The sequence below is a fragment of the Hyunsoonleella aestuarii genome, assembly GCF_006148925.1.
Classification (GTDB): domain Bacteria; phylum Bacteroidota; class Bacteroidia; order Flavobacteriales; family Flavobacteriaceae; genus Algibacter_D; species Algibacter_D aestuarii.
In genome coordinates this window covers 646312-671193 of record NZ_VAWB01000001.1, presented here as the reverse complement: position 1 = coordinate 671193, position 24882 = coordinate 646312, and the positions used below count along the sequence as shown (strand labels likewise).

Here is a 24882-nt window from a genome sequence, read left to right as displayed (position 1 = left end):
TCATTTTTTAATATGTTTAAAACTTTAAAAAACGACTTGCCTGCAAGTATCGTTGTATTTTTTGTCGCATTGCCTTTATGTTTAGGTATTGCATTAGCCAGTGGTGCACCACTATTTTCTGGATTAATTGCTGGTATTGTTGGAGGAATTGTGGTAGGGAGTCTTAGTGGCTCTAATATTGGAGTTAGTGGTCCTGCAGCTGGTCTGGCTGCAATAGTTTTATCTGCTATAGGCACGTTAGGCGGGTATCAAAACTTCTTGGTTGCCGTAGTTTTAGGTGGTGTAATTCAGCTTCTTTTTGGTGTTCTTAAGGCTGGTGTAATTGGTTATTACTTTCCGTCGTCTGTTATTAAAGGGATGTTAACCGGAATAGGAATTATAATTATACTAAAACAAATACCGCATTTTTTCGGTTATGATGCCGAGCCCGAAGGAGCAGATAGCTTTTTTAGCTCATCAAGCGAAAATACACTTACCAATATCTTTAATATTTTTGACAATATCATACTAGGATCTATGATTGTTGGTGTTGTCGGTTTAGGTATTTTAATACTTTGGGAAAAAGTTTTATCGAAGAAACACAAGGTATTCAAATTGGTTCAAGGGCCGTTGGTTGCGGTGGTTGTTGGTATTATATTCTTTGCCGTTACAAGATCCCATGAAACGTTATCTATTTCTCAATCTCATTTGGTAAGTGTTCCTGTTCCAGAGGATACAGCTTCTTTTTTAGCTCAGTTTAGTTTTCCTAATTTCAGTATGATTACAAACTCTGAAGTATGGATTGTTGCTTTCACAATTGCTTTAGTAGCTAGTTTAGAAACTTTACTTTGTGTAGAAGCAACGGATAGACTAGATCCTCATAAGAATGTAACACCTACCAATAGAGAATTATTAGCTCAAGGGACGGGTAATATCCTTTCAGGACTTATTGGAGGTTTACCCATAACACAAGTAATTGTTAGAAGTTCTGCTAATATACAGTCAGGGGGTGTTTCGAAAATGTCTGCCATAATCCATGGGTTTTTCTTATTGATTTCAATAATTATAATTCCAACATTGCTTAATATGATTCCTTTATCTGTTTTAGCAGCTATTTTATTAGTAGTTGGATACAAATTAGCGAAACCTCAATTATTTAAAAAAATGTATGAATTGGGTTGGAAACAGTTTATTCCCTTTGTTGTTACGGTATTAGGGATTGTATTTATTGATCTGCTCTATGGTATTGGACTCGGGTTAGCCGTTGGAATAGTTGTTATCTTACTAAAAAGCTATCAGAACTCTCATTTCTTGCATATCGAAGATAAGAGTAACGGAAAACACAAGATAAAAATGTCTTTAGCAGAAGAAGTAACCTTTTTTAATAAAGGAGCTATTTTAAAAGAATTGGACAACTTGCCAAGAGACACCTATTTGGAAATAGACCTTATTAAAACACGATATCTTGATAACGACATTATAGAAATATTAGAGGACTTTTTATTTAAAGCTAAAGAAAGGGATATAGACATAAAACTTGTCTCTAAACGAGGAATTGTAGAAAACCCCGAAAGTTTTATCAAATTTTTCAACGAAAGACCACAATCGAATTTAAGTTTAAATTAAAAAAATTATGAAGACAAATAAATATAAAATATTAGTGCTTTCAAATAATAATAACGCAACAAGCACTACGTTAGAAAACACAATAAGTTTAGCCAAAATGATTGATGGAGAAATAATGCTTTTGGGGGTTAAGGATCCATTGAAAGTTGTTAAAGAAACCAATCAACTTTCGGCAATGAGAGAAATAAATCATCAATTCACTTTTACAAATAATAGCCTAAAAAGATTGGCAAAATCTGCATCGGAAAAATTTGGTGTAAACATTAACTCAACATTTGTAATCGGGCGCGTAAATGATGAAATAAGTACTTACATTAAAGATTATCAACCAGACGTTATTGTTGTTAAAAGAAGAAAACAAAAAATATTAAACTTAGTTGGTGATACACTTACCGATTTTGTTTTAAAAACCTTTTCTGGTCCTATTTTGGTGACAGACGAGGAAAGCACATTTAAGCATGATAAATCATTGGCACTTGGGGTTCTGAACGGTATTGATAAAACCTCTTCCAGAAGTATTTTTGGAGAGTTATTACCACACACCAATAAGCCTGTTAAAATGTTTAAAATAATAGACTCGAAAAACAGCGAAGAAGGCACTAAACAATCGGATATTGAGGATGCAGTAGAATTTGTTTTCGATCAGAATGATTCTTCAGTAAAGAACCTTTCTAATTACTTAGAAAAGAATGGTATTAATTTATTGTATCTTAATAGGGGGAATTTCAAAAGTAAAAAGAGAAAAAACTTAAATAGTTATATTAGTAAACTGAAAGTCCCCATGCTTTTATCTGCTCAACCAGCAATATAATTTTTAAAATCATTAATTAAAATATCATAATATATGAAAGCACATACTAAAGAAACGCAAGCTGCAATGACACCTGCTTCTGCATTGGATGAATTGAAAGTTGGGAATGAGAGATTTCAAAAAAGCCTTAAAGCAGATAGAAATCTTCTTGGGCAGGTTACAGATACTAGCACAGGGCAATATCCCTTTGCTACAATTTTAAGTTGTATCGACTCAAGGGTGTCTTCAGAATTAATTTTTGATCAGGGTATAGGTGACATTTTCAGTGTGCGTATAGCTGGAAATTTTGTTAATCAGGATATTTTAGGCAGTATGGAATTCGCGTGTAAATTGGCAGGAACAAAATTGATTGTTGTTTTAGGTCACACCAGTTGTGGTGCTGTTAAAGGGGCTTGTGATAATGCCGAACTTGGTAACTTAACTTCCATGTTAGCTAAAATTAAACCAGCAGTTAATGCAATAAAGGAACCAGCAGATGTTAGTCTTAGAAATTCTTCTAATATTGAATTTGTAAACAATATTGCAGAGAAAAATGTAAACTTAACAATTCAAAAAATCTTGGAAGATAGTAGTGTGTTAGCCGAAATGCATGAAAATGGTGAGATTGACATAATTGGTGGTATGTACGATATCAAAACTGGTGCTGTAACGTTTTATGAGTAAGGTATGGCGAACCTTAAAATAATAATATTTTCACTTTTTCTATTCGTTCTGTTAATGCCTTATAAGGGTACTTCACAGGATAGTAATTTTGGTAATTGGTTGATTTACATAGGAAATGTAAAACTCAAGAATAATTGGGATTTCCATAATGAAGTTCAATATAGAAACTATGATGCTGCAGGCGATTTAGAACAGCTATTGCTGCGTACTGGTTTGGGGTATACTTTTAATGAAGGTAAAAACAATGTTTTATTTGGCTACGGCTATATTCTTTCTGAAAACTATTTTGATGACAGTGATGATAAAATATCTGTTAATGAACATAGGATATTCCAGCAATTTATTTCAAAGCAAAAAATTGGACGCACTAAATTGACGCATCGATATCGTTTTGAACAACGGTTTGTAGAAGAAGATTTTAAAATGCGTTTCAGGTATTTTTTAGCAATCAATATCCCTTTTTTCAAATCGAAAAAATTGTATTTTTCGATCTATGATGAGATTTTTTTAAACACAGAAAGTAATGTGTTTGATAGAAATAGACTTTATGCAGGCTTAGGTTATCATCTAACTAGTAAGATACGTTTAGAAGCAGGATATATGAATCAATTTTTTGAAACCTCTGGTAGGGATCAATTAAATATCATTGCTTTCGTGAATCTTTGAAAACACAAGAAAATGTTAAATTGAAAAGCCTATTAGTTATAATAGGCTTTTTTATTTGATATTTATCGACTAAATTAGACTCATAACTAAGAATCTCGATGAAAAATTTGTTTGTAAATATAAAGGGAGATGCTTTTGGAGGTATCACAGCAGGAATTGTAGCATTACCATTGGCTCTTGCTTTTGGGGTGTCTTCTGGCTTAGGCCCAACAGCTGGATTGTACGGAGCTATATTTATTAGTTTTTTTGCAGCACTTTTTGGAGGGACAAGCACTCAAATTTCTGGACCTACAGCTCCTATGACAGCTGTAAGTATGGTGATAATCGCAGGAATTATTGCAACTAATGATGGCGATATTGAAAAGGCACTTCCAGTTATTCTTACAGTTTTTTTGCTGGCAGGTCTAATGCAAATTGGCTTAGGTATTTTAGGGCTAGGAAAGTATATCAGATACATACCATATCCCGTGGTATCAGGTTTTATGACTGCAATTGGTGTCATTATTTTAATAACACAAATTTTGCCGTCTTTAGGATATTATCCAAAGGAAGATGAGGCTTTTGTTGAGCAGTTTAAACCTCAAGCCGAAGAAGTCATACTTGATAATATATTAAAAGACGAAGCTGGCGAAGGTATATTAGTACTCGAGGATTTTAAAGAAACAATACGACGCGCTGAGGCGATTTCGCAAGCAGATATTTTAAAAGAGTCACAGACATTAGCAGCAAAAGATGCATCTGGGGCTTATGGTGCTATTAAAGTGTTACCACGAGCGTTGAAAAGTATTAATTGGTTAGAGTTAATTTTAGCCTTAGGAACAATTTTTATTATTTATGGTTTCAAAAGAATTACAAAAGCAGTTCCTAGTACATTGGTGGCGCTTATTGTTATGTCTGGTATCGCAGTTGGTTTCGGATTAAACTATAGACCAATTGAAGAAATCCCAAGTGGACTTCCATTACCTAATTTGGAAATATTTACAAACTTCAAGTTAAGTAGCATCACACCATATATTTTTACGGCATTAACGTTATCTCTGTTAGGAGCTATTGATTCGTTACTAACGAGTGTAGTTGCTGATAATATGACGAAAACAAAACATAAACCCAATAAAGAATTGGTTGGCCAAGGTATAGGTAATAGTATCGCTGCTGTTTTTGGGGGTATACCTGGAGCCGGCGCAACTATTAGAACTGTTGTGAATATTACTTCTGGAGGAAAAACAAAACTTTCCGGAATGATTGCGGGAATTATGCTTTTAATTATCTTATTAGGTTTAGGTCCTATTGCATCGCAAATTCCAGCAGCAGTTTTGGCAGGAATATTAATAACTGTTGGTATTGGTGTTATGGATTATAAAGGTTTAAGGGCTATACCAAGTTTGCCAAAAGATGTAAAATTTGGGCCTATTAAATTTAGCATGGAAGTATTAATAATGCTTGTTGTGTTATTTCTTTCTACATTTTGGAATTTAGTATACGCGGTTGGTATAGGATTGGTTATTGCCTCTCTTATGTTTATGAAGAAAATAGGCGATTTAACAGCAGAACGATCTGACGTAAAATCATTGCTAAAAGAAAAAGCATGGGCAGATGAGTTGAACTTTCCAGTAAATTTAAAAGAAGAAGTATTTATAAAGCACATTAAAGGCCCTTTGTTTTTTGGGTCAACAAGTGAATTTCAGCAATTGGCTAAACAGATACCAGATACCGCCAAAGCTGTAATTATTAGAATGGGTAGGATGCAATATATGGATCAATCTGGATTATATGCTATGGAGGATGTGTTAGTCGATTTGGAAAAATCTGGAATATCTGTTTTGTTAGTAGGCTTATTAAAACAACCTCGCTATATGATGGAGCGTATTGATATTATCCCCGATTTAATTCCTCCAGAGCACATTTTTGATAGTTTTAAAGATTGTATAAAATGGATTAAGGAGAATATTCGAGATACAGTTTAAACAAAAAATGCGAACCTTAAGATTCGCATTTTTTGTTCATTAAACTTAATTTTAACAATCGTTAAAATTAATTGTCTGCCATTAAAGCAAAAAACTTATCAATATTTGGAAGAATTATAATTCGTGTTCTTCTGTTTCTTGCCATATTTTTACGTGAATCATTTTCAACTAAAGGTTGGTAGCTACTTCTGCCTGCGGCAATCATTTTTTCTGGAGCCACATTAAATTTATTCTGTAATTTTCTAACTACCGATGTCGCTCTTAAAACACTTAAATCCCAGTTGTCAGATATGCTAGCTGTGTTAATAGTTCTAGAATCCGTATGGCCTTCAACCATAACATCCAAGCTAGGTTCAGAATTAATAACATCTGCTAATTTTTGTAATACTTTATCCGCTTTTGAACTTAATCTGTAGCTACCGGTGTTAAACAACATGTTATCGGCAATAGAAATCATAACAACTGTTTCATTGATATTAACAGCGAAGTCTTCATCTTCGTTCATGTTGCTCTCGTTGATTGTTTTTTCAAGATTGTGAGCAACAGCCAGATTCATGGAATCTTTTAACGTTTTTGCTTGACTCAGTTTTTCAGCATCTACATTTTTAAGTGTCTCACGCATTTTAACTTTCGCATCGTTAGAAATTACACCTCCTTCTTTAAGAACTTCTAGCTTCGAGTTGTTTTCTTCCGTAAGGGTTCCTACATTTTCTTTTAAAGACATTATTTTGTTGTTGTAATCGTCAACTCTGGTCTGAATTCTAGCGAATTTAGCTTCTAAATTTTCTTTTTCAACTCTGGTTTTTTGTAGTTCACTTTTAATTTCACCGTTTTCATGTTCCAGTGCTAAATATTTTTTCTTTGAGACGCACGATAAAGTGATGGTTGCTAGTAAAAGCAAAACAGAAATTTTTTTCATAATTATGACTTTAAGTTAATTAGTTAGGTTCATCAACATATACGATCATGGTTTGTTTTTAGATGCTGAAATACAAACAATTTGTTTGTTTTAGTTAATTTTATTCTTTTTCTTAGTTATCAAAAGTATTTAAATATACTCCAAAAGCACATGCAATACGGATTTACAGAAATATTACAACTTATTGGGGCATTAGGTGTCTTCCTTTTCGGGATGAAAGTTATGAGTGACGCACTTTTGTTATTAGCCGGTAATAAAATGCGTTCGATATTAGCTAGAATGACATCAAACAGAGTATTCGGTATTAGTACTGGATTTTTAATTACTTCGGTTATACAGTCATCATCTGCAACAACTCTTATGGTGGTTAGCTTTGCTAATGCTGGTTTGTTAACCCTTGTTGAGTCTATAGGTGTTATAATGGGAGCAAATATTGGCACTACAATAACAGCATGGTTAATAACAATATTAGGCTTTAAAGTAAGTATGAGCACTATTGCTTTACCCTTGGTTGGCTTTGGTTTTGGATTTACCTTTCTTAAAAAAGAACAATTCAAAAACTTAGGAAGCTTTATTATTGGTTTTGCCTTATTATTTATTGGGCTTCAGTTTCTTAAAGAGGCAATGCCAGATATAAAAAACAACCCAGAACTATTAGAATTTTTATCACGCTACACCGATTTAGGCTTTCTCTCTATTCTAATATTCTTACTTATAGGAACACTTTTAACGGTTATAATTCAGTCTTCCAGTGCTACAATGGCACTAACTTTAATTATGACAGCCCAAGGTTGGATTCCTTTTGAAATGGCAGCAGCCATGGTTTTGGGTGAAAATGTAGGGACAACTATTACGGCTAATTTAGCTGCAATTATTGGTAATTTTAAGGCGAAACAAACCGCTCGTGCCCATTTAATTTTTAACCTTATGGGTGTGTTTTGGATGTTGATTTTATTTTATCCCTTCTTAAAAATGGTGAGTTGGTTATCAATGTATCTCGGTTCAGAATCGCCATATATTAGTGCTGCAGCCATTCCTGTAGCAATATCCTTGTTTCATACCACATTTAATATTACAAACACCTTTTTATTGGTATGGTTTGTAAAACCAATCGCTAAATTAGTTGAGTACTTGGTGCCTGTAAAAGTTCAAGATGTTAAAACAATAGACGAACCAAAATTTTTAACAAAGCATGTTTTAGAATACCCTGAAACGGCAATTGCAGCATTAGTAAAAGAGTCTAAATATTTATATAAAAATGCCATTTTTGAAATTGTAGCTCATGCGCTAAACATTCATAGGGCTGATATTATATCAGATATTAAGGTTAAAAAAATAGTGAAGAAATCGAAAGTTTTGTTTGATACGAATGTTAGAGAATTGTATGGCACTAAAGTAAAAAATATTTATGGACAAATAATTAATTATGCTACCAAGGCACAGAGTAGTTTGACATTAAATGAAACTCAAAATAAACAAATATCTGAATTGAAAATAGCTAACAGAAAAATGGTAGAGATTATTCGAGATGTTAAAGAGTTGAGTAGAAATGTGACCTTATACTTAAACTCAGATAATAAATACATACGGAAAGAATATGATAAGATAAGGAACAAAGCAGTTAAGGTATTGCGAACAATTCACCTGTTTAGAACTGAAAAAGAAAATGAAGTCTTTCATAAAAAACTTGTGAAGTTAAAAAGAGAAGCGAAAACAAATATTCATTCTGATAATCTTGAAATTGATGAATTGATTCGAAAGGACTTAATAACAGTTGATATGGCATCTTCACTTTTTAATGATTTTGAGAATGTTAATGATATGATTGATAATTTAATAGACGTTGCAGATTTACTTTATGGAAAAAAAGATATGCTTTTAGATAGTGATTAATTTTGAAAACCTTTATCCATTATAATGAATCCAAATTTAATTGAAGTAGCGCAAGTGTTTTTTAAATTAGGATGTTTTGCTTTTGGTGGTCCGGCGGCTCACATTGCCATGATGGAGGATGAAATCATTGAAAAGCGTAAATGGATGACTAGAGAATATTTCCTCGACCTCATAGGTACTACAAATTTAATCCCTGGGCCAAATTCTACTGAAATGACCATGCATTGTGGTTATGAACGAGCAGGTAAGGCAGGTTTGTTTGTGGCTGGGATTTCATTTATTTTTCCTGCAACTATTATAACAGCAATTTTAGCATATTTATATGTAAAATATGGCAAACTTCCAGAGGTAGAGCCTTTTATGTACGGTATAAAGCCTGCTGTTTTGGCCATTATAGCCTCAGCAATTTTGAAACTTAGTAAAAAAGCATTAAAAAGTACCGAACTTATTATCCTTGGGATATTGGTTTTGGTTGTCAGTTTATTAGGAGTCAATGAAATTGTAGCTTTATTGGCAGCTGGTATTTTAGGAATGCTTTATTTCTACATGAAATCTAAAGCGAGAACAAATCTCAATACATTTTCACCATTACTTTTATTCCTTGGAATTAATACAACTATAGCTAAGATATCAACGTTAAAACTCTTTTTAATTTTTTTAAAAGTGGGTGCAATACTATACGGCAGTGGCTACGTACTTTTTGCTTATTTGGATGCAGAATTAGTGACTCGCGGGTTGTTAACTAGAGCAGAACTTATTGATGCAATCGCAATGGGCCAGTTTACTCCAGGTCCTGTATTATCTACATCAACCTTTATTGGTTATCAACTTAATGGTTTTACAGGCGCATTGGTGGCAACTACTGGGATATTTTTACCATCATTTTTATTTGTTTTAATACTCAATCCGTTTATACCTAGAATGCGAAAGTCGACAATACTGCGCTATTTTCTAGATTCTGTAAATGTTGCAGCAGTTGCAGTTATGTTTGCTGTATTGCTCGTAATGGCAAGAGACACACTTATAGATTGGCAAAGTATTGTAATTGCTTTAATTGCTACGATTTTAATTTTTAGAACCAAAATAGGTCCTATATGGACAATTATTATGGGAGTTTTTTTAGGTTTTATATTAAGTGATTTTATAAAATAAAAAAGCCATCATTTTTAATTAAAATGATGGCTTAGAATTATGATATAAATATAGTTTTTATTCTTCTTTTTGTGAAGGTTTTGTATTTTCTACAACTTCATCTACAACTGTAATTGTTGCAGGTTCAACCGAACTATCAAATGAGTTATGATACTCCTCTAATAAACTCATTGTTGATTTTATTAAATCTTTAGTCTCTAATAATAAACTAAAATACAGCGTTGTATTTTTAGGGCTAGATTCTTCTGTCCTCGTGCGAGAAATTTGTTTCTTAATTTTATCTTTCACAAGTTTATAAACTTCAGTTCTTTCATCTAAAATAGCACCAATTTGTTCAAAAGATTCCGATTTAAATGCAACTCGAGTATCCTCAAATAAAATTTCTAGTTTATCATCTATTTCCTTTAACTCTTTAATTTGACTAAATCTAAGTTTCTTATGATTATTATTAATGTGCTTGTGGCTTACTTTAGTAATATATTCTAAAGATTGTGTCATGTCTTGAAGATAGCCTAAAATATTAATATAAAAATCACTTGCACCAATACTAGACTCATCTAAATTTTTAATAAAATAGAACACATTATCGCGCAAGTCATCAACCTCTTCGGTCAATTTTATAACTTGTTTTTTGCTCTTTTTAAGTAAATCTATATCTTGTTTAGCGAGTCCAACAATTGCATTAGAATAGATTCTATTAGTTCGTTTCACTACATTGGACATGTTATTTGCGCTTTCAAGAATAACACCTTGTAAAGAGCTGCTTTCTGCCTTTTTTAAGCTATCTTCATCAATCACTTTTGAAGATTTGTTTTTATGGGATTTATAGTTTCTGTATAATAAAATAGCAGTTAACAATAGTAATATTGGTGTAATAACAGCTGGATTCCAATTAATTAGAAATACTACAACACCAGCGGCAATAAATGCTCCAATAGCAGTACCAAACCATCCGCCAATAACGTTCAATACACCAGCCACACGATAAACAGCGCTTTCTCTTCCCCATGCGCGGTCAGCCAAAGAAGTACCCATGGCTACCATAAACGTAACGTATGTTGTTGATAAAGGCAACTTCATTGAGGTTGCAATTGCAATTAACACTCCTGCAACCATTAAATTAACAGAGGCACGAATCATGTCGAATGCAGGAGCATCAATACTTTGATCTTTTGTCAAAGTAAACTCTGGTTTTTCAAAACTCTTTTCTATTTTTCCAGTAATCGAGCTAGGTACTATAATAGCAAAGTAATTAGATAATTGGGTTGTTCTTTTTACAATTGTTCTTGAAAGTCTGTTTGGTTCAAATTTTTCATGAGTTTCTCCTTGACGAGATAAGCTTATTTCAGTTTCTGCAACGGTTTTTGCTTTTTTAGACAGCCATAGTGTCAATACCATTATAGCACCAGCTATAAACAATAAGTAAGGCTCAGCAGGTACTTTTTTCTCTAATACTGCCATTGACATTGCAGTGTCCATTCCACCGGCAACCCAAGCTTCATAAGAATGATAGGCTGCCATTGGAACACCAATAAAGTTTACTAAGTCGTTACCAGAAAATGCCAATGCCAATCCAAAAGTTCCAATTGCAATTACAACAAGTAAAACAGTTTTTTTGGTTAGTTTTTCAAATATGAATGAAAATAAGGTCCAGAAAATAAAACTTCCGAGTATTATATAAATTTCATTCCCTTCTAATAAACCTTTTAAATCTTTGTAATAAGGCGTTCCTTTCAGGCCTTTTAAAAAGATAAAATAGGTTATTGCCGTTAAAGCAACACCTCCAAAAACAATTCCAAAGTTTTTAACTTTTTTCTCATAGTTAAATGTGAAGATAAGTCTTGACACCCATTGCACAAGTGCACCGACCGAAAAGGCAATAACTACAGACAGCAAAATACCAGATATAATTTCTAAAGCCTTTTCTGTATTTATGTATGTAGCTAAATCAGCGAAAGTCTCAGAATCAGAATGACTAATTTTAATCAATGACATTACTACTGCCGCACCTAATAAATTAAATACAATAGAAACAGTTGTAGATGTTGGTAAACCAAGTGTGTTAAAGAAATCTAATAACAATATATCTGTTATCATTACAGCCATAAAAATGAGCATAATCTCTCCAAATTGAAATTGAGCAGGAACAAAAATACCTTTTCTTGCAACCTCCATCATTCCGCTAGAAAATACAGCTCCAATAAAAATACCTAAACTGGCTACGATCATTATAGTTCTCAAAGAAATTGCTTTGGATCCAATAGCAGAATTTAAGAAGTTAATAGCATCATTACTAACACCAACAACAATATCAGCAACAGCTAAAACTGTAATGGCAATCAACATTAATAAATAAATATTATCCATAGGATTTAATTGTAAAATGTTTGCAAATATCATTACAATATATAATTAAAATGTTATTTAATTGTTATGTTTTAAAAATGTATATCAAATCCTAGTCTAAAGGTAATGTTATCGTCATTACCGTCTAAGGTTGTATAACTTAAATCACTTTGTACTTTTAGTTTATGCCCCACTAAGAATTTATTTACACCGATGGTATATTGTTCTGTCGGTAAAGCTCCAGTAATACTTTCATAATTTACTGTTGTAAAGCGAGCAGCTATTTCGTAGTTGCTTTTAAATAAATAACCTGCTTGTAAGTTTAGAGCGTTACCTGTTAAAACAATATCGCCAGTTGGTGTTGAGCCATCTATTTCTGTTGCTATTTCATCATCCGCTGTACGTATTGCATATTCACCCATAAATGAAAAGCCATTGTATTTAAACATAGCATCTGCAAAAATAGTTGTTTGATCTGTTTCGTAAATAGATCCATCTGCTCGTATCATATAATCACCTGCAAATCCTCTCTCCCTAACGGCGTCTTGATTGTAGTTATATGTAATACCAAACATTAATTTAGGCTTTAGCTCACGTTTTAAATCAGATTGACTGTAATCACCTTTAGACTTAAAAGTCCCGAATGGTAAAAGTTCTAGACGCGCAGTATATTGCAAACCTCCTTCATTTCCTTCGGTAACATTGCGACCTTCACCTTGTGAAATAGAAAACTTTTCTCGCATTAAAAATTCGCCGCCTAATTTAGTTTTGTGTCGCAATTGAATACCTAAATCGCGGTCTATGTTAAACCTGCTATTTAATAAAGAACGATCTATTAGTTGAAGGTTAGCTGAAGATACAACACGTTCAACGTTTCCTGGTAATTTGGTCTGACCAGCCCAAAGCTCCCAGTTACCAGCAAAGTTCCACATAATAACTGCATCTAGTATATAGCGGGGTGTGTTTCTGTTAAATTCATTTGCGCCTGAAATATCTCTATTCGATAAACCCAACTCTATTTTATATTTAAGTTTGGAGCTATAAGCAAAACCATCAAACTTTAATCTTGCTCTACGAACAATAAAATTATGTTCTGGACTTCCATACTGATTGCCATTATAATCCCAGGATGATACAGATCGAACTTGAAAACGAGGTGCAAATTTAATACTAAAAGAACTGTCTTTTGCAACAAAGTTTATTAAGCCTTTACCAAAAGAAGTGTCGCTAATTTCTTGTGCAGTAACGTTAATAGCAAACAAAAAAAGTGCTACTATAATAATTTTAAATTTCATTAGTATTTTTATTAGTTTTTGTCATTGCAAAGAACTGAAACCAATGTTAACTTAATGTTTCCTAATGATTAATTTTCGAACAAAAAAGACTGCCTTGGCCAAGGCAGTCTATTAGAAATCATGATAATATAGTCGACAAAAACTAATTAATTATATGAAATACTAATTGTTTTGTCTTAAGACAAAGACAAATATCATCTATATAGTTAACCTAAATGTAATCCCAATATTAATTAATCATTAAAAGTTAAATATTTTTAAAAAAATGATTAATAGAATGTTAAAGATTTAATGTTATGGATATGATGTTTAAATCTTAAATCATTGCGCAACCCATATTTAGTATGAAGTAGGCATTAATTGTAGCCTCACGTTTATTAAAGAAGCACCTTGAATTTTCTTAATTCAATCTACTAGGAAGTAAGTTTTAATTGAAATTTAAAAAGATAAAAGTATACAAAGAATGTTACTTTTATTTAGTTTAAAACAAATCGAATATAAAATAAAAAAGCCCAAACTTTTAACAGTTCGGGCTCTTTATATTATTTAATTTGATTACCATTTTTATCGAAAAAATGATATTCTAGATATGTGTAAGCATCTCTCGGTAAAATCTTCACCCATTTTTTATGTTCTAAAAACCATTTAGAACGTATCGATGGAAAACCTTTTGTTAAAAAGGCCGCTATAAAAGGATGTGTGTTTAAAGTCAACTTTTTATAGTCTTTTTTTAATAGTCTCTCAAGATCGTGGTTTATTTTTTGCACCAATCCTATGGGTGCTTCAACCTCAGAACCATTAATACCATTAGGATTCTCCTCTCTGGTTTTAATATTCATTTCGGGACGAACACGTTGTCTTGTTATTTGTATCAATCCAAATTTACTTGGAGGCAAAATTTTATGTTTTGCTCTATCATCTTTCATTTCGTCACGAAGATGATTAAACAATTTCTGCCTATTTTCAGAACTAGTCATGTCAATAAAATCGACTACTATTATACCGCCCATATCACGTAATCGTAATTGGCGAGCCATTTCTGTAGCCGCGATTAAATTAACTTCTAATGCTGTGTCCTCTTGGTTGTTCGCTTTGTTAGATCTGTTGCCGCTGTTTACATCTATAACATGAAGAGCTTCGGTATGTTCTATAACCAAATAAGCACCTTTAGCCATAGAAACGGTTTTGCCAAAAGAGGTTTTTATTTGTCTTTCAATTCCAAATTTTTCAAAAATCGGAACTTTAGACTGATACAATTTAACTATTGATTCTTTTTTGGGTGCAATCTCTTGCACGTAATCTTTAATTTGATAGTAAAGCTCTTCATCATCGACAGTAATTCCAGTAAAGGTATCGTTGAATATATCTCGCAAAATTGACGAGGCCTTATTCATCTCTCCTAATACTTTACTTGGGTGATGCGCTTTGTGTAGCTTTTTACACATTGCCGTCCAACGACTAAGCAAATTTTGTAAATCTTTATCTAGCTCTGCTACTTTTTTGCCTTGAGCTACAGTACGCACAATAATACCAAAACCTTGTGGTGTGATACTTTTAACCAATCGTTTTAATCGATCTTTTTCTTCGCGGTCTTCTATTTTTTGAGAAATAGAGATGCGACTAGAAAAAGGAACTAAAACTATATATCTACCGGCAATAGAAAGCTCTGAACTTATTCTAGGACCTTTAGTTGATATTGGTTCTTTTACTATTTGTACTAATAGCGATTGATTAGATTTTAAGACGTCGACAATTTTGCCGTCTTTCTCAATATCTTTTTCAAATGGGAAGTTTTTTAAAGAAAAATCTTTTAGTTTACCTGTGCTTACACGTTTTGTGAATTTTAAAAGTGAAGGTAATTTTGGCCCTAAATCATGATAATGCAAAAACGCATCTTTTTCATACCCTACATTAACAAATGCAGCATTTAGTCCAGGAACAGCTTTTCGTATTTTGGCTATAAACACATCACCAACTGAAAAGTTATTATCATCTTCATCCTTTTGTAATTCAATAAGTTTTCCATCTTTTAATAAGGCAAAATCAACATGCTCGGAACTAGATCGAATAATCAATTCTTTATCCATTTAGTTAATTTTATTCCATTACACTAGTGTGTAACAGATGGATTATACATTATTTTTTATCACAGGATTTTAATCCGTGGAGTTCAACATACACCAAATAGGTGCTAAAAAATTAATGAACTCATTTCAAAGAACTTGTTGTTTTTAAAACCTAAAAAAGTAGTTAATCTAACTACTTTTTCGATTTATTTTTTCTTTTTGTGACGATTAGCGCGTCTACGTTTCTTACGCTTATGCGTCGCTACCTTATGTCTTTTACGTTTTTTACCACTTGGCATAAATAGTGTCTTTTAAATTAATAATTTATTTTAATGCTTATTTAACGTCTACATTCGTTTTTACACCCTCAACAAAAACTTTTGCAGGCTTAAATGCAGGGATATTATGTGCAGGTATTTTAATAGTAGTGTTTTTAGAAATATTTCTACCTGTTTTTTCAGCTCTAGTTTTAATAATGAAGCTTCCAAAACCTCTTAAGTATACATTATCTCCACCTTCTAAAGAAGTCTTTACTTCTTCCATAAATGTTTCAACAGTTGCTTGAACATCACCTTTTTCAATTCCTAATTTTTCAGAAATTTTTGCTACTAAATCAGCCTTCGTCATTTTTATATTTTGTTTTTTTAGTTACTATAAAGTTTTTTAAAGGGATGCAAATATAGGAATTTAAAATTCAATATTTCAAACCTAATTCATTAAAATTTAAGATTATAAAGGTTTATTTTTGCTCGCATATTAATTTGAATTGATGCAATTTTCAAATATTTTAATTCACTGGTACTCAATTAATAAGCGCGATTTGCCATGGAGGAATACAAAAGACCCTTATGCTATCTGGTTGTCTGAAATTATATTACAACAAACACAAGTAAAACAAGGGTTGCCTTATTACAACGCTTTCCTCGAAAAATATCCAACCGTTTTTGATTTGGCAAATGCTGATGAAAGTGAGGTGTTAAAACTGTGGCAGGGTTTAGGGTATTACTCTAGGGCGCGTAATTTACATAGCACTGCTAAAGGCATTGCAATTAATTTTAAAGGTGATTTTCCAAATAATTATAAAGACTTAATAAAATTAAAAGGTGTAGGTGATTACACAGCTAGCGCCATAGCATCAATTTGTTTTAATGAAGCTGCAGCAGTCGTTGATGGGAATGTTTACAGAGTTTTATCACGCTATTTTGGAGTTGAAACGCCTATTAACTCATCAAAGGGAGCAAAAGAGTTTAAGGGGTTAGCGCAGGAACTCATAGATAAGGAGCGCCCCGCCGAATTTAACCAAGCTATTATGGAGTTTGGTGCGATTCAATGTACACCTAAAACTCCTAATTGTCATATTTGTCCGTTTAATAAGGGGTGCCTTGCTTTTAATAATAAAAGAATTGATGAACTTCCTGTTAAAATTAAATCAGCTAAAGCAAAAAAGAAGTATTTTAACTTCTTGGTATTAATTTCTGAAGACTCAAAGACTTTTTTGCAGAAAAGAGAGGGGCGAGGTATTTGGCAAAATTTATATCAGTTTCCTTTGGTTGAAACAAAAGTAGAAGTTGATTTTGATAGTTTTAAAGAAACAATTGAGAGCCATACTTTCTTAAAGCAAATAGACTATGACTTGTCCTTATATAATGATGCTCCAATTATTCACAAGTTATCACACCAGCATCTCTATACTAAATTTTGGATTTTAAAAGTACAAAAGCTAATTATTGATGAGGCTATTTCGGTAGATGAAATTCAGAGTTTACCAGTCCCAATTTTGATAGGCAATTTTATTGAAAACTTTAATTTCGAGTAGTTTACTTATTACAGTCATATTTTTTTATTAATTTTAAAAAAATGATAAGCAATTAGTTAATTTTGCTTTTTTAAAACAAATTAAATTTATGTCTGGAACATTAAATAAAGTGATGCTAATTGGGCATTTGGGCGACGAAGTAAAGATGCATTATTTTGAAGGGGGAGGTTGCGTAGGAAGGTTTCCTTTAGCTACAAATGAGACCTATACGAATAAGCAAACCAACGAACGTGTTTCTAATACAGAATGGCATAATATTGTAGTTAGAAATAAAGGTGCTGAGATTTGTGAAAAATATTTAACAAAAGGAGATAAAGTTTACGTTGAAGGTCGCTTGAAAACAAGAAAGTGGCAAGATGATAAAGGTAATGACCGCTATTCTACAGAAGTTCAATGTACAGATTTCACCTTTCTTTCAACTAAAAAAGAGAGTGAAGCAAATGCATCAAATAGAGGGAGCGAGACTCCTGTAGTTGAGAAACCGCAAGCAGCTATTGAGCCAGTAGTAGAAGATAATGATGATTTGCCATTCTAGTATAAAATGTGGTTTTCTGCTTGAAAATCTATTTTTGTTTAATTAATACCCATTTATTTGGACCCTGACCCTTCGAGTTTTTTATTCTTAGTCATGGCAGTTGATGTCACAATTGCTGGTGGTTTTGCATTATTGTTTTTATTATTGATTTGTTCGGCATTAATTTCTGGTGCCGAGGTCGCCTTATTTTCTCTAACTAGAACCGACATTGATGAAGGCATGCAAGAAGACCCAAGACGTATTGAAATAATTTCTAAGTTATTAGAACGTCCCAAAAAGTTACTTGCAACCATATTAGTAGCGAACAACTTTATAAACATTGCTATTGTAATTTTATTCGCTTATGTAACGACTAATTTGTTTGATGGTATATCTAACATAGTTCTAAAATTTTTAATAGAGGTTATAATCGTAACCTTTCTCATATTATTGTTTGGTGAGATTCTTCCAAAGATTTACGCCAGTAGAAATAAGCTCAAATTTGTTTCGTTTTTAGCATTTCCTTTAAGAATATTGGATGTTGTTTTATCTCCAATTAGTTTGCCTATGCGCAGTATTTCTTTGGGTATCCATAATAAATTAGGTAAGCAAAAATCCAACATAAGTGTCGATCAATTATCACAAGCATTAGAATTAACTAGTGAGGAAGACACAACAAAAGAAGAGCATAAAATTTTACAAGGAATAGTCTCATTTGGAAATACGGACACCAAACAAGTTATGCGCCCGCGTATTGATATTTTTGCTTTAAATATAGAGCAAAAGTACACCGAGATTATGCCAGATATTATTGCAAACGGATATTCTCGAATTCCAGTTTATGAAGATAATATTGATACCATAAAAGGTATTCTTTATGTGAAAGATTTACTTCCATATATTGATAGAAAACAATTTGATTGGGTAAGTTTATTGCGCGAACCTTTTTTTGTGCCTGAGAATAAAAAGTTAGATGATTTAATGACGGAATTTCAAGAAATGAAGGTTCATTTGGCTGTTGTTGTTGATGAATATGGGGGGACATCTGGTCTTATTTCATTGGAAGATATCATTGAAGAAATAGTAGGTGATATAAGTGATGAGTTTGATGATGAAGACCTCATGTACTCAAAACTAGATGATAATAATTATGTTTTTGAAGGAAAAACAGCTTTAAAAGATTTTTATAAGGTTGTTAGAACAGAAGACGAAGCTATTTTTGAAGACAATAAAGGAGAAGCTGAAACAATTGCTGGGTTTGTTTTAGAAATATCTGGAAGTTTTCCAAAGCTAAACAGTAAAATAAATTTTCAGAATTACGTTTTTACAATTGAAGCTATGGATAAAAAGCGTATTAAGCTTGTAAAATTTACTATAACCTAATGAAATCTAATCTCTATTTAGTTGTATTTATTCTTGCACTTTGTGTTTCATGTGGTGATGATGTTGTGCCAAAACCTAAAGCTTATTTACGTTTAGATTATCCCAAGCCAGATTATTATAAATCTAATATCGATTTACCTTTCACGTTTGAAATTAATAAACTAGCAACAAAAATAAGTTTTAAAAAAGTAAAAGCAACTACTGAAAGTTTTGGAGTTAACATAGAGTATCCATCTTTAAAAGGGACTATTTTTTTAACCTATAAAGCGATTGAAAAGGACGAAAAAAATCTAATTGATTTTTTACGGGACGCTCAAAATTTCACACAGAAGCATACCATTAAAGCCGATGAAATTAAAGAAAAAGAATATAGTAACGATTTAAACAAGGTTTATGGAATGTTATATGAAGTTGGAGGTAATGCCGCTTCACAATCGCAGTTTTATATTACAGATAGTGTTAATCATTTTTTAACAGGCTCTCTTTATTTTTATGCTAAACCTAATTACGATTCAATTCTTCCTGCTGCTCATTATCTAAAGAAAGATATTCAAAATATAATGGAAACTGTTAAGTGGAAATAAAAAAGCTTCTCTTGATGAGAAGCTCTTATTTATTTTTAAAAATCCAATGTCTTACGCTTTTTTAGCACAACATTCTTTTTTACAATCTGCGGCACACACTTTCTTTTCAACCTCAGTTTTATTAGTACAACAAGCTTTTTTGCAATTTGATTTTTCTTCATCTGTTTTTCCAGCGCAACATTCTTTATCACAAGATTTGACTGTAGAAAAAACTTCAACAGTTTGCATGTTACTTACTTTGTAAATATCGGCAACTTTAGTTACTGTGCCTTCTAGCGATGCTGGTGTTACCTTAGCTTCATTGTATTCAACCATGGCTAGTTTTCTTCCAAAATCTACAGTAGCAGATTTAACACCCTCCATTTTTGAGATTTTCTTTTCAATCGTTTTTGCGCAGCCTATTTCACATGTCATACCGTCAATGGTAAATTCAGCTTTTGCATAGGTAGCATTAGGGTCTAATTTTTTTTCAGCACTAGTTTCAACTTCAACAGATTTAATTTCAGGTTTGGCTTCATTTTTACAATTTGTGAGAAATAAAGCTAAAACTATAAAGGGTATAATGTTTATAAATGTCTTCATTATCATTAAGTATTAGGTTCGTCGCAAAATTACTAAATAAAGGTGTTTCTTGCATTCAATTTAACAGTTTGTATTAAACTTTATGAAAGACAATTATGCTAAATGGATTTACTTAATTACTCTTTCAATTATTTGGGGGAGTTCCTTTATACTTATGAAGAAAGTATTGATAGGATTAACACCAATGCAATTAGGGTCATTGCGAATTGTATTTTCTGCAATATTTCTTTTTATAGTAGGATTTAAAAAAATAAAGACTATTGAAGTTAAAGATTGGAAATGGGTTATTTTAACAGGTTTGTTAGGTACTTTTTTTCCTGTGTTCTTTTTTGCCTATGCTCAAACAGAGATTGATAGCTCTGTTGCTTCAATTTTAAACTCATTAGTGCCACTAAACACAATAATAATTGGGTATGTGATTTTTAAAATCATGTCTACTAAAAGCCAGATTATAGGGGTTATTGTTGGATTATTAGGAGCAGTTATGTTAATTTCTAGTGGAGCTACACTTAATGAAAATCAAAATTATTTATATGCTGTTTTTATACTTTTGGCAACCATTTCATATGCCGCAAGTGTTAATATTTTAAAGCGAAATCTGCAAAATATGCACCCACTTACAATAGCTGTTGGTAATTTTTCTGTCATTATTTTACCAGCTATTGGAGTGCTTATCGGGTCTGGTTTTTTTAGTGAAGAAGTGTTAAGTTCTGCAAATCTTAAAGTCTCTTTATTTTATCTTGTTATTTTATCTCTTTTTGGAACCGCCATGGCTAAAGTTTTGTTTAATAAATTAGTGCATGTGGCGACACCGGTTTTTGCTTCTTCTGTAACTTACTTAATGCCAATAGCAGCTATTTTCTGGGGAATTTTGGATGGCGAAACACTCAGCTTGTTGCAGGTTATTGCGAGTATTGTTATTTTAATAGGGGTTTATTTATCACATAAAAGACAATCATAAAAAATCCTGAGATAATTAAATACCTCAGGACTCTTTAATAAGTTAAAATTATTTTCAATTAAAATCAGCGTCACTAACGCCCTCATTAACAGTTACCTTTGTTGTGTTGAAAATAATTGTTTGCGGCCCAGTTTTAATCATTGTATAATATGGAAATTTAACACCGTCTACAGGCGAGTATTTTGAGTAATCGACTAACGTTGTCGTTTCGGTTTCGCCCTTTTTCTCTGTTTTTTCAACTCTTGTTAATAGACCAGTTTCAGCATTATAATATTTAAAAGTCTCCTTGCTATTTTTTTCTATTCTTATTTTATAAACATCATTACCGTCAATAGTTGTTAAACTCTCAAGAGAAACATTAAAAGTGTCATCATAATATAATTCTGGAAACATTACTTTTTTGTTTTTTTGTTCTGTAAGCATTTCGCCTTCAGTTTCTTTCCTTTGTCCTTGCTGTTCCATATAACCTGATTCACCATTAAATTTCTGCTTCATAATAACACCCATGTCTTCAATGCTCATTTCTAAGGATTCTTTATTAGGCATCATTTGTTTTATTACAACTTTTGGAGAAAAAGGAGCGCCTTCAATAGTAACATCAGATATTGAATGCATTGTATTTACTGCCATGGCTTTATCTTTACCTCCAATTGCTGTTATATAATTTTCTATAACTGATTGTGCCGTTACTCCTTCAGGAATAGGCTTTGTAAACTCTGGTTTATCTACAGGATTTGCATATTTGTCGAAATATTTGATAGGGATTCCAATCTTTTCTAGGTTCTCTAGTACATCACTTCCGTTTCCAACTACAACTATACGTGAATTATTTAATTTAAAGTGTTTATTTGCAGCACGCTTCACATCTTCAACAGTAACATTATTTATTTTTTCTAAGTAATTAGTATAGAAATCTTCTGGGAGATCGTTTATTTTTATATTTAAAGCATATTGGGCCATAGTTTGTGGCCTTTCTAGTGCTCTCACAAAACTCCCTACATAACTTGCTTTTACATCTGCAAGAACTTTAGCATCAACATCTTCAGTTCTTATACGTTTAATTTCTTTTAAAATTTCAGTAATAGAACTGTCTGTAACCATATTTCTCACTTTAGCATTTGCTCTAAATCTTGACACATATTTACTTGGGTTTATTCCAGAATAAGAACCATAAGTATAGCCGTGAGCAACTCTTAAATTCTTAAATAAGTATCCCGTAGCACCACCACCTAGAATTTGGTTTGCAATTAATGTGGCATGAAAATCTGGATCACTCATTTTTAATTTGGTATTATTCATAACCGATATGTTTGATTGCACTGCATTTGGCATATCAACAAAATTAATTTGAGTGTATTGTGTATTTGGACTTTCGGCAGGCATTTTAAGTTCAAAAGCGCTATCAGTAATCCATGAACCAAAATAATCTTGTACTTGTTGCTTAATTTTGTTTAATTCAACATCACCAATTATAACTAAATACCCATTTTTAGGATTAAAACTATTCTGATAATATATTTTGACATCTTCAAGTGATACATTCTTTAAACTTTCTTCAGTAATAAATTCTCCACTTGGGTGATGTGTGCCATATGCTAAAGCTAAAGCCATACGACCGGCAACAACATCAACACTTTTCTCGCCAGTTTTTAGACCGTCAATTTGTAAATCTTTCTTTTTATTAAATTCTGCATCATCAAATAACGGATTTATTGCAGCATCAGCCATTAGTTGTAAAATCCGTTCAGAATATTTTGAAAGGCCACTAGCAAAAGCGCCTGAAGCACTAAAACTTAAATTAGCACCAAGAAAATCTACTTCTTCATTAAAATCATCTTTTGTAATTGAAGTTGTGCCGTTACCAAGTAATGAAGCTAAAAGATTAGAAACACCTTTGATTTCGCCTTCAACAGAAGGGGTGTTATCAATCGTTAAATTATAAGACACCCTCGGTAATTTATGATTTTCAACGACCATTACTTTTAGCCCATTACTTAAGGTAAATTCAATAGGCTTTTGCAATTGAATTTTTGAAGCTGGTTTTGGTTCAGGTTGTTTAGATCTGTCTATTTGTGCATTAAGGCCAACAGAAATAAATAAAATACTTATTATTATAATTATTTTAGTTTTCATTTATGAATTTTTTAAATTTAATTTTCTTTTGTTTTAGGTAAATAATCTAATACAACTCTTTGGTTTGGATTCAGATATTTTTTGACAGCATCCTGAATTTCTTCACGTGTTATAGAGCGATAAATATTTATTTCATTATTTATCAAATTAATATCATCATATAATAAGTAATATTTAACCAATGAGTTTGCAATACCTTCAATACTAGCATTTGAATTTACAAATCTATTTTCAAATTTATTTTGAAGTTTTTGATAATCATTTTCAGAGATTAATTCGTTCTGCATTTTTGTAATTTCTTCATCTATTTCAATAAGTAAATCATCAAGTGTTGTGTCTCCAGATGGTAAGCCAAATATCGCATAGATGCTATAATCTTTCTGATTAATATTTAATGCTCCGGCTTGGATTGCCATTTTTTTATCATCTACTATTTTTTTATATAACTTAGATGTTTTTCCATCACTTAAGTATGCAGAAACCATATTTAATATATAGGCCTCTCGTGATTTAAATCCTGGCGTCCTGTAGGCTGCCATAATTCCAGGAATCTGAATATTCGCATCATAAGCCTTTACTCTTTTTGATTCTGTTATTGGTATCTCTTTTGGGAAATTTCGTATTGCTTTTTTACCGGAGGGTATTTCGGAATAGTACTTTTGAACTAATTTTTTTGTTTCAGCAATATCTATGTCGCCAGCTACTACAGCGACCATATTTTCTGGCACATAATACTTGTTAAAATACGCTTGAAATTCTTCAAGAGAAGCTGCGTCAAGGTGTTCCATTTCACCAATATTTTTAAATCGATAAGGATGAACTTTAAATAGGTTTTCTCCTAAGACGAATAAAAATTGGCCGTAGGGACGATTGTCATAAGATGATCTCTTTTCCTCTTTTACAATTTCGTTTTGGGTGTCAACAGATTCTTTGTCAATAATAGGATGTAATAAGCGCTCAGAATCCATCCATAGAGCAAATTCTAGATTGTTAGAAGGGAAAGATTGATAATAGTACGTTCTATCAAGCGAGGTATTCGCATTTCCTTGACCACCACGTGAAGCACGTAATTTATACCATTCTCCTTTTTGAATATTTTTTGTACCTCCAGAGGCTAAAAGATGTTCAAAAAAATGTGCAAAACCAGTACGCTCGGGATTGTTATCTCCTCCTGCGTCTTTACCTCCAACATCAACCATAAAACCAACTGTTACAATTGGTGCAGAATTATCTTGATGCAAAATAACATGTAATCCATTATCTAAGTCTATTTCTTCAAACTTAACTTCTTGGGCAGTAACTACAAAAATAGCTATCACAAAAAAGGCAAAAGTAACTAAGCGTTTTTTCATTTTTTATAGGTTTTAAAAATTGTTAATTAATTTACTATGGGTATATCAACTCAGAGTTTTGTTACAGGTTGCTAAAAATAATAAACGGTTAAGAGAAAAGTGTTAAGGTTACCAGAAAATTAACTTGATATTATTTTAATTCAAGAATTTTCACGAAATTTAAAACAATTAACTCCG

General features: G+C 32.1%; 20 protein-coding genes. 12 read left to right on the top strand and 8 right to left on the bottom strand.

What is annotated here, in order from left to right:
- The first annotated feature begins 12 nt into the window (after positions 1 to 12).
- The 5 genes from FEF17_RS03245 to FEF17_RS03225 all read left to right on the top strand — a co-directional run bounded on the left by FEF17_RS03245 (position 13) and on the right by FEF17_RS03225 (position 5709).
- Entirely contained in the window at positions 13 to 1605 is a 1593-nt protein-coding gene (locus tag FEF17_RS03245) for a SulP family inorganic anion transporter (RefSeq protein ID WP_139000932.1), read from the top strand.
- Positions 1606 to 1612: 7 nt separating this feature from the next.
- On the top strand, positions 1613 to 2416 hold the full coding sequence (locus FEF17_RS03240) for a universal stress protein (protein WP_139000931.1): 804 nt from the start codon (positions 1613 to 1615) through the stop codon (positions 2414 to 2416).
- A 33-nt stretch (positions 2417 to 2449) separates the two neighbouring features.
- Positions 2450 to 3079: a carbonic anhydrase family protein gene (locus FEF17_RS03235; RefSeq protein WP_139000930.1), complete on the top strand. Its 630-nt coding sequence runs from the start codon at positions 2450 to 2452 to the stop codon at positions 3077 to 3079.
- A gap of 54 nt (positions 3080 to 3133) precedes the next feature.
- Complete coding sequence (locus tag FEF17_RS03230) at positions 3134 to 3745, top strand: DUF2490 domain-containing protein (protein WP_246046777.1); 612 nt, start codon at positions 3134 to 3136, stop codon at positions 3743 to 3745.
- Between the two features lie 98 nt (positions 3746 to 3843).
- Positions 3844 to 5709, top strand: a complete 1866-nt coding sequence (locus FEF17_RS03225; protein ID WP_139000929.1) for a SulP family inorganic anion transporter — start codon at positions 3844 to 3846, stop codon at positions 5707 to 5709.
- A 67-nt stretch (positions 5710 to 5776) separates the two neighbouring features.
- On the opposite strand, the gene FEF17_RS03220 is transcribed toward FEF17_RS03225, so the two are convergent.
- Complete coding sequence (locus tag FEF17_RS03220; RefSeq protein WP_139000928.1) at positions 5777 to 6628, bottom strand: OmpA/MotB family protein; 852 nt, start codon at positions 6626 to 6628, stop codon at positions 5777 to 5779.
- Positions 6629 to 6778: 150 nt separating this feature from the next.
- Between FEF17_RS03220 and FEF17_RS03215 the strand changes: the two genes are divergently transcribed.
- Positions 6779 to 8521 (top strand): Na/Pi cotransporter family protein, encoded by a 1743-nt coding sequence (locus FEF17_RS03215; protein WP_139000927.1) that lies wholly within the window; start codon positions 6779 to 6781, stop codon positions 8519 to 8521.
- A 24-nt stretch (positions 8522 to 8545) separates the two neighbouring features.
- Positions 8546 to 9673 carry a chromate efflux transporter gene (gene chrA / locus FEF17_RS03210; RefSeq protein WP_139000926.1) on the top strand — a complete coding sequence of 376 codons (1128 nt, stop codon included), beginning with the start codon at positions 8546 to 8548 and terminating at the stop codon, positions 9671 to 9673.
- 57 nt (positions 9674 to 9730) lie between these two features.
- Here the strand turns inward: chrA and FEF17_RS03205 are convergent, their stop codons facing one another.
- The 4 genes from FEF17_RS03205 to FEF17_RS03190 form a co-directional block, all read right to left on the bottom strand.
- Complete coding sequence (locus FEF17_RS03205; protein ID WP_139002119.1) at positions 9731 to 12040, bottom strand: inorganic phosphate transporter; 2310 nt, start codon at positions 12038 to 12040, stop codon at positions 9731 to 9733.
- Positions 12041 to 12111: 71 nt separating this feature from the next.
- Positions 12112 to 13314, bottom strand: coding sequence for a porin (locus tag FEF17_RS03200; RefSeq protein ID WP_139000925.1), 1203 nt, complete (start codon positions 13312 to 13314; stop codon positions 12112 to 12114).
- A 542-nt stretch (positions 13315 to 13856) separates the two neighbouring features.
- On the bottom strand, positions 13857 to 15401 hold the full coding sequence (locus FEF17_RS03195) for an Rne/Rng family ribonuclease (protein ID WP_139000924.1): 1545 nt from the start codon (positions 15399 to 15401) through the stop codon (positions 13857 to 13859).
- 315 nt (positions 15402 to 15716) lie between these two features.
- Complete coding sequence (locus tag FEF17_RS03190) at positions 15717 to 16007, bottom strand: HU family DNA-binding protein (RefSeq protein ID WP_055442767.1); 291 nt, start codon at positions 16005 to 16007, stop codon at positions 15717 to 15719.
- 142 nt (positions 16008 to 16149) lie between these two features.
- Here FEF17_RS03190 and mutY point away from each other — a divergent pair, with 142 nt between their 5' ends.
- The 4 genes from mutY (at position 16150) to gldD (ending at position 19677) form a co-directional block, all read left to right on the top strand.
- Positions 16150 to 17196 carry an A/G-specific adenine glycosylase gene (gene mutY / locus FEF17_RS03185; protein WP_139000923.1) on the top strand — a complete coding sequence of 349 codons (1047 nt, stop codon included), beginning with the start codon at positions 16150 to 16152 and terminating at the stop codon, positions 17194 to 17196.
- Positions 17197 to 17284: 88 nt separating this feature from the next.
- Positions 17285 to 17731: a single-stranded DNA-binding protein gene (locus FEF17_RS03180; RefSeq protein WP_139000922.1), complete on the top strand. Its 447-nt coding sequence runs from the start codon at positions 17285 to 17287 to the stop codon at positions 17729 to 17731.
- Between the two features lie 57 nt (positions 17732 to 17788).
- Positions 17789 to 19093 carry a gliding motility-associated protein GldE gene (locus FEF17_RS03175; protein ID WP_139000921.1) on the top strand — a complete coding sequence of 435 codons (1305 nt, stop codon included), beginning with the start codon at positions 17789 to 17791 and terminating at the stop codon, positions 19091 to 19093.
- Entirely contained in the window at positions 19093 to 19677 is a 585-nt protein-coding gene (gene gldD, locus FEF17_RS03170; protein WP_139000920.1) for a gliding motility lipoprotein GldD, read from the top strand. Before FEF17_RS03175 ends, gldD begins: the two co-directional genes overlap by 1 nt.
- Before the next feature lie 51 nt (positions 19678 to 19728).
- Here gldD and FEF17_RS03165 read toward each other — a convergent pair whose 3' ends face one another.
- Positions 19729 to 20259 (bottom strand): heavy-metal-associated domain-containing protein, encoded by a 531-nt coding sequence (locus tag FEF17_RS03165; RefSeq protein ID WP_139000919.1) that lies wholly within the window; start codon positions 20257 to 20259, stop codon positions 19729 to 19731.
- An 82-nt stretch (positions 20260 to 20341) separates the two neighbouring features.
- Between FEF17_RS03165 and FEF17_RS03160 the strand changes: the two genes are divergently transcribed.
- Positions 20342 to 21220 (top strand): DMT family transporter, encoded by an 879-nt coding sequence (locus FEF17_RS03160; RefSeq protein WP_139000918.1) that lies wholly within the window; start codon positions 20342 to 20344, stop codon positions 21218 to 21220.
- A gap of 54 nt (positions 21221 to 21274) precedes the next feature.
- On the opposite strand, the gene FEF17_RS03155 is transcribed toward FEF17_RS03160, so the two are convergent.
- Positions 21275 to 23353, bottom strand: a complete 2079-nt coding sequence (locus tag FEF17_RS03155) for a M16 family metallopeptidase (RefSeq protein WP_139000917.1) — start codon at positions 23351 to 23353, stop codon at positions 21275 to 21277.
- A 17-nt stretch (positions 23354 to 23370) separates the two neighbouring features.
- Positions 23371 to 24705, bottom strand: a complete 1335-nt coding sequence (locus FEF17_RS03150) for a M16 family metallopeptidase (RefSeq protein ID WP_139000916.1) — start codon at positions 24703 to 24705, stop codon at positions 23371 to 23373.
- Between the last annotated feature and the right edge of the window lie 177 nt (positions 24706 to 24882).